The following is a 5,000-nucleotide window of genomic DNA, read 5'->3' as shown; positions in this document are numbered from 1 at the left end:
GGACCGAACCCATAACTGTTGCAATAGTTCGGGATGACTTGTGGCTAGGGGTGAAAGGCCAATCAAACTCGGAAATAGCTGGTTCTCCGCGAAATCTATTTAGGTAGAGCGTCGACCGAATACCCCAGGGGGTAGAGCACTGGATGGGCTAGGGGTCCTCACCGGATTACCAAACCTAACCAAACTCCGAATACCTGGGAGTACTAGTCGGCAGACACACGGCGGGTGCTAACGTCCGTCGTGAAAAGGGAAACAACCCTGACCTACAGCTAAGGTCCCCAAGTTATGGCTAAGTGGGAAAGGATGTGAGGATCCCAAAACAACCAGGATGTTGGCTTAGAAGCAGCCATCATTTAAAGAAAGCGTAACAGCTCACTGGTCTAAATAAGGGTCTTTGCGCCGAAAATGTAACGGGGCTAAAGCCATACACCGAAGCTTAGGGTTTGGTCCGCAAGGGCCAAGCGGTAGCGGAGCGTTCTGTAAGCTGATGAAGCCATACCCGTGAGGGGTGGTGGAGGTATCAGAAGTGCGAATGCTGACATGAGTAACGTAAGGGGAGTGAGAGACTCCCCCGCCGAAAGACCAAGGGTTCCTGCTTAAAGCTAATCTGAGCAGGGTTAGCCGGCCCCTAAGACGAGGCGGAAACGCGTAGTCGATGGGAACCACGTTAATATTCGTGGGCTTGGAGGTAGTGACGGATCATTGAGGTAGTCCAATCTTATCGGATTGAACGGGCTGCTGCGTGGTTCCAGGAAATAGCTCCTCCTTATAAACCGTACCCGAAACCGACACTGGTGGTCTGGTAGAGTATACCAAGGCGCTTGAGAGAACTATGCTGAAGGAACTCGGCAAATTGCACGCGTAACTTCGGAAGAAGCGTGACCCTTTTCTACGCAAGTGGAGGAGGGTGGCACAGACCAGGGGGTAGCGACTGTTTATCAAAAACACAGGGCTCTGCGAAGTCGCAAGACGACGTATAGGGTCTGACGCCTGCCCGGTGCTGGAAGGTTAAGAGGAGGGGTGCAAGCTCTGAATCGAAGCCCCAGTAAACGGCGGCCGTAACTATAACGGTCCTAAGGTAGCGAAATTCCTTGTCGGGTAAGTTCCGACCTGCACGAATGGCGTAACGACTTCCCCGCTGTCTCCAGCATAGACTCAGTGAAATTGAATTCCCCGTGAAGATGCGGGGTTCCTGCGGTTAGACGGAAAGACCCCGTGCACCTTTACTATAGCTTTACATTGGCATTCGTAGTGGCATGTGTAGGATAGGTGGTAGGCTTTGAAGCCTGGGCGCCAGCTCAGGTGGAGCCACCCTTGAAATACCACCCTTATTACTATGGATGTCTAACCGCGGCCCGTTATCCGGGTCCGGGACAATGTATGGTGGGTAGTTTGACTGGGGCGGTCGCCTCCTAAAGAGTAACGGAGGCGCGCGATGGTGGGCTCAGAACGGTCGGAAATCGTTCGCTGAGTGCAATGGCATAAGCCTGCCTGACTGCGAGACTGACAAGTCGAGCAGAGACGAAAGTCGGTCATAGTGATCCGGTGGTCCCGCGTGGAAGGGCCATCGCTCAACGGATAAAAGGTACGCCGGGGATAACAGGCTGATGACCCCCAAGAGTCCATATCGACGGGGTTGTTTGGCACCTCGATGTCGACTCATCGCATCCTGGGGCTGGAGCAGGTCCCAAGGGTATGGCTGTTCGCCATTTAAAGCGGTACGTGAGTTGGGTTCAGAACGTCGTGAGACAGTTCGGTCCCTATCTGCCGTGGGTGTAGGAATATTGAAAGGATCTGTCCCTAGTACGAGAGGACCGGGATGGACGGATCTCTGGTGGACCTGTTGTGGCGCCAGCCGCATAGCAGGGTAGCTATATCCGGACGGGATAACCGCTGAAGGCATCTAAGCGGGAAACCCACCTTAAAACGAGTATTCCCTGAGAACCGTGGAAGACGACCACGTTGATAGGCCGGGTGTGGAAGAGCGGCAACGCTTGAAGCTTACCGGTACTAATAGTTCGATCGGCTTGATCGTTCTCATTCCTTATGCCCATCTGACAAAGTCAGATGGTCTGTTCTCACTCACGCTTGTTCCGCCCTGCGGGCGGCGCTACGTGGGTGCGGCGCATCAGCGCCGACGGTCGGTCGACCTTGCGAAGCTTCGCTTCGAAAGGCGCCAGACCAAGAACCGTAAAGGCACACAAAGACCAGCGAACAGCCCCGAGAGGCACCCGACAGCTCCGCTGCCGATGTCTCTTTGTGCCCTTCGCTCAAAAGCTTCTCGAACAACGTGCGTTTTGCCGACCTGGTGGTTATGGCGGAGCGGCTGCACCCGATCCCATTCCGAACTCGGCCGTGAAACGCTCCAGCGCTGATGGTACTTCGTCTCAAGACGCGGGAGAGTAGGTCGCTGCCAGGTCTGCCAAACGCACGTTGATCTCACATCCAAATCGGATGGAGAGAAATCTTCTCTTTATGAAATGGCCCGCCAAGGGATCACGGGCCGCGTAAGCGGCCCTTTCATTTGGTCAGCCATATACCTATCTGTAGGCCTCGGCTTACACAAAAATTGACGCGGGGTGGAGCAGCCCGGTAGCTCGTCAGGCTCATAACCTGAAGGTCACAGGTTCAAATCCTGTCCCCGCAACCAAATTCAAAAAAGCCCGCCATCGTGCGGGCTTTTTGTTTTGTGCTGTGCTGTGCTGCCGGCCTGTCATCAGGCGCCCGCAACCAGCCAAGCCAAGCCGCCAGACAGAAAACAAATCCTCTCCCCAAAACCAACATCAAAAACAGCCCGCCAGCCACAAATGCCCGCGCGCCGTTTTGATATGCGGCTGGGGTGGCCATCGATCTGCCCAGGCTCAGGCCCCCGAAAGCGAAGCCGAAGCTGCGGGACAAGCGGACATATGGAGAGCGTCACGCTGCGCCCGGAACAGATCTATCAAAGACAGGATCGGGGGCTTCAGGCGATAAAGACGCGGCCGGCGGGAGGGTACCATGCGAGCCCCCGTGCGGATACTCCACCACCCTCTCCGGTTTCGCGGCCAAAGGCCGGTAAGGCCTTGCCCAGCCCGTACGGCATCTTGGCGGCCGCGCCCAGCCTCGTCGACCGGAGCGTAGGAATCCCCTTGAAGTAGGGTCTGAAATATATTTCACTATGTGAATTATATTGACAATGCGCGCCCGGACTGTAATGTCCCGATCGTCGGCTTTCGGAGGAAGGTCGGCATCATCAAATCCATACGGCAGCGCTCACTGAGTGCCTGCAACGGTCATTGAGGATGGCTTCGGCCAAGGGAGGAAACTTGCGCAAATTTCTGAGCACGCTCGCAATCGCGGCGGCTGCATCGACCTGCTTTGGGTCGATGCAGGTACGCGCCGAAACCCCTAACCCGTTCAAATGCGAGCCGGGTGAAAAATACGTCATGAACGTGATGGTCTCGGGCGTCGAATACTGGTTCCCGGTCTATGAAATGTTCAAGCAGGCCGGCCAGCAGTTCGGCTGCGAGACCGCCTATACGGGTACGCCGGAATACGACGTCAACAAGCAGATCGCCACCTTCGACCAGGCACTGGCGCAGAAGCCGGCCGGCATACTGGTACACCCGATGAACTCCGATCCGTTCATCGAGCCGATCAACCGCGCCATCGAGCAGGGCACCGCGGTGGTGACCTTCGCCGCCGACTCGCCGAATTCCAAGCGCGTCTCCTACATCACCTCCGACAACAATGCCGAAGGCACCTATGCCGCCGACGCCGTTGCCAAGGCGATGGATGGCAAGGGCGAATATGCGGTGCTGGAGAATCCCGGCCAGGACAACCACGACAAGCGCGTCAACGCCTTCGTTGCCCGCATGGAAGCCAAATGGCCCGACATGAAGCTCGTCGGCCGCGCCGCTTCGAACCAGGATCCGACCAAGGCCTATCAGGCGGTTTTGAGCCTGGCCCAGGCGCATCCGGACCTCGGCGCCGTGTTCATGCCGGAGGCCAACTCGGCCATCGGTGCTGCCCAGGCCGCCAAGGAAGGCGGCGGCAAGATCCGCGTCATGCTCGCCGACGTCAACGCCAAGATCCTCGACATGATCAAGGCCGGCGAGATCTTCGGCTCGGTCAATCCCAACCAGGGCATGCAGGGCTATATGGGCTTCATGCTGTTGTGGATGGCCAAGCATCCCGGCCTGATCGATCCGATGAACGACGCCAAGCGTTCGGGTTTCAACCCGATGAGCGTGCCCTTCGTCGACAATGGCTTCTCCATCGTCTCCAAGGACAATGCGGACGACTTCTACTGGGACAAGTACCTCAAGCGTCGCGGCACCAAGGGCATCGAGGAATAGTCTCGATCGCCGCCCCGGCCTCCACAAGGCCGGACCAACCGGGAAGGAGGCTTCGGCCTCCTTCCTCCCCCGCAAGCATCGCAGGAGCATGGCGTGACCCAGTCGCCCATTCTTGAAATCCGCGGTCTGTCCAAGGCGTTCGGCCCGGTCAAGGCACTGAACGACGTGCGGTTCGAGCTGCGGCGCGGCGAAATCCATGCGCTGTGCGGCGAGAACGGCGCCGGCAAGTCGACGCTGATGAACATGATCGCCGGTGTATTGCAGCCCGACGAGGGCGACATCCTGATCGATGGCGAGCGTGTTTCGATCCACTCGCCCGCGGCCGCCCAACGTCTCGGCATCGCGCTTGTCCACCAGGAGATCGCGCTGTGCCAGGACGCCACCGTTGCCGAAAACATCTACATGGCCGCGATCAACAGCCGGCGCGCACCGCTGATGAATTTCCAGAAGCTCTACGCTGACGCCCAGAAGGTCATGGACCTGCTCGCGCCCATTCCGGTGCACACCAGGGTCGCCGACCTCTCCATTTCCAACCAGCAGCTCGTCGAGATCGCCAAGGCGCTGACGCTCGACTGCAAGGTGCTGATGCTCGACGAGCCGACCGCCGCACTCACCGAAAGCGAAGCGCAACGCCTGTTCTCGATCGTGCGCGGGCTTAGGGAA

General features: G+C 57.9%; 3 protein-coding genes, 1 tRNA gene and 2 rRNA genes (1 of these 6 running past the window's edge). 5 read left to right on the top strand and 1 reads right to left on the bottom strand.

The window, feature by feature from the left end; translation table 11 throughout:
- The 3 genes from EN914_RS12775 to EN914_RS12765 all read left to right on the top strand — a co-directional run.
- A 23S ribosomal RNA gene (locus EN914_RS12775) occupies positions 1–2,035 on the top strand; it begins 787 nt to the left of the window's first position.
- Between the two features lie 269 nt (positions 2,036–2,304).
- Positions 2,305–2,419, top strand: a 5S ribosomal RNA gene (gene rrf, locus EN914_RS12770).
- Positions 2,420–2,573: 154 nt separating this feature from the next.
- Positions 2,574–2,650: transfer RNA gene (locus EN914_RS12765), tRNA-Met, on the top strand.
- Here EN914_RS12765 and EN914_RS12760 read toward each other — a convergent pair.
- A complete protein-coding gene (locus EN914_RS12760; protein ID WP_127218731.1) occupies positions 2,629–2,847 on the bottom strand; it encodes a hypothetical protein in 219 nt (72 codons plus the stop codon). The genes EN914_RS12765 and EN914_RS12760 overlap by 22 nt on opposite strands.
- A gap of 458 nt (positions 2,848–3,305) precedes the next feature.
- Here EN914_RS12760 and EN914_RS12755 point away from each other — a divergent pair, with 458 nt between their 5' ends.
- Together EN914_RS12755 and EN914_RS12750 are read left to right on the top strand one after the other, a co-directional pair.
- The gene (locus tag EN914_RS12755) at positions 3,306–4,337 is read left to right on the top strand and encodes a substrate-binding domain-containing protein (RefSeq protein ID WP_013529471.1); all 1,032 of its coding nucleotides are present in this window, start codon (positions 3,306–3,308) and stop codon (positions 4,335–4,337) included.
- Positions 4,338–4,430: 93 nt separating this feature from the next.
- Positions 4,431–5,000: ATP-binding cassette domain-containing protein (locus tag EN914_RS12750; RefSeq protein WP_164778729.1), on the top strand; the 570-nt coding region annotated here is incomplete at its 3' end.

This window comes from Mesorhizobium sp. M7A.F.Ca.CA.001.08.2.1, from assembly GCF_003998455.1.
GTDB classification, from domain to species: domain Bacteria; phylum Pseudomonadota; class Alphaproteobacteria; order Rhizobiales; family Rhizobiaceae; genus Mesorhizobium; species Mesorhizobium ciceri.
The sequence above is the reverse complement of the archived record's forward strand: the minus strand, read 5'-3'. Positions and strand labels throughout refer to the sequence as shown.